Annotated in this window: 2 protein-coding genes; one reads left to right on the top strand and one right to left on the bottom strand. The window is 64.9% G+C overall.

What is annotated here, in order from left to right; translation table 11 throughout:
- Positions 1-325: 325 nt before the first annotated feature.
- Positions 326-652, top strand: coding sequence for a hypothetical protein (locus QZY44_RS36040; RefSeq protein WP_365305655.1), 327 nt, complete (start codon positions 326-328; stop codon positions 650-652).
- 206 nt (positions 653-858) lie between these two features.
- On the opposite strand, the gene QZY44_RS31090 is transcribed toward QZY44_RS36040, so the two are convergent.
- Positions 859-1,525, bottom strand: a 667-nt coding sequence (locus QZY44_RS31090; protein ID WP_295456780.1) for a hypothetical protein, incomplete at its 5' end; no start/stop codon positions are given.

The raw sequence follows: 1,525 nt of genomic DNA, 5'->3' as shown, positions 1-1,525 counted from the left end.
TGACTGCTCTCACATCGCTGAACCTGATCTGCAACAACATGGGCGCAGAAGGCGCCGCCCTGGCCACCGCGCTCCGGAGCCTGACTGCGCTCACGTCGATGCAGCTGATCTGAGTATTGGTGGCCTGATGTTTGTGCAGGGATTTCTTGTCGCTGTGGCCGGATATTTGATGATTTCTGATTTCAAAAGGGTTTGGTTTTTGTTCTGTTCCACTCTTGCTGGGGGGGGGCTGGGTGTTCACAAAACATTACGAAACGGTGTACATTGTCAATATATCTAGTCTATTGATTTGAAAGCAGGCCGTCCCCGAAGGGGGCCGGCCAGGATGTCCCACACGTGGTCAGCCGTGGGGACATCCAGCACGCAATACGGTTTCACGGCATTGACGGCGGCCGCCATCGGAGGGCACCACGATTGCGTCAGGTACCTCCTGGCTGCGCACGATGATGGCGGCCGCCCTCGGAGGGCACCTGGGCTGCGTCGAGGTGCTCCTCGCGGCGCACGACGCCAAGGAGCAGGCGCTTGCGGTGGACAACTACAACTTCCCAACTTCGAAATGGATGGGTGTATGAACTACAGTTTCTCCACGCAACGACACACATTTTGGCGACACCGTCGATCATTTCGCTCCATGTATTGTAAATCCCCATAGTGGGTGCAGTTTTTCCATCCCATCCACAGATTCGTCCACATGAAATGCAAAACGATGGTCTCCGTCGCTGTAAAAATATATTCGCAGTACACCCAACCGGAGCACACCCAACCGGAGCACACCCAACCGGAGCACACCCAGCATCTGGCGGCCATCCACGCGAAGCGGCCACCCCGAGGAGTGGCCGCCGAAGGCGGCCAATGCGCCTACGGCGGCGCCGTCACCAGCATGGCTCCCCCCGGCCGCCGCCCGAGCTCCTTGGCCCACTCGGCGGCCATGGCGGCGTGGAACTTCCAGTAGTACTTCCCGTAGTCGATCGTCAGCTCGTCGACGGCGCTGACCGGCTCGAGCGTGAAGATCGCGACGGTGCGCCGGCCGTCGGTGTGCACGAGGTCGACCGCACGCGCGTTGGCCGCGCGGCCCGTGCTCCGCGCGTCGTTGAGCGCGGAGAGCGGCCGGGTGGTGTCGGGCTCGATGAGCAGCCCCGGCACGCCCTTGACTTCTCTGCATTCGAACAGGTAGGCGTTGATCCGCCGGACGTACGGCGGCGCTGCCTCGGGGTCGCGCGCCCTCTTGACGCCGGAGACGCCCGCCCGGCCGACGAATGCGTAGTCGCCGACCAGCGCGTCCTGCCGCAGCGCGACGGCGGGCCGCGTGCAGCGCGAGCCGTGGCAGGGGTGCCCGGGCTCGTCGACGAAGTCGACCCTGGCCCGGCAGAGGCCGCGCTCGTGGGCGTCCTCCGCGTCCTGCTGATGCCGCTCCGGCAGCCTCGCGAGCGTGGGACGGCCCGCGAGGTGCAGCCTGTACCACCCGGGCCGCCGCGGAGCGAGCCTCGCGGCCAGGCTCGCGCGCGCCGACTGCGCGAGCGGCGTC

This window comes from uncultured Thiodictyon sp. (assembly GCA_903837595.1).
Taxonomy (GTDB): domain Bacteria; phylum Pseudomonadota; class Gammaproteobacteria; order Chromatiales; family Chromatiaceae; genus Thiodictyon.
This window is presented reverse-complemented; position numbering and strand designations above follow the sequence as displayed.

Excerpts from the sequence above, each read along its gene's own strand:
- QZY44_RS36040 (WP_365305655.1), top strand. The coding sequence starts at position 326 with ATGTCCCACACGTGGTCAGCCGTGGGGACATCCAGCACGCAATACGGT.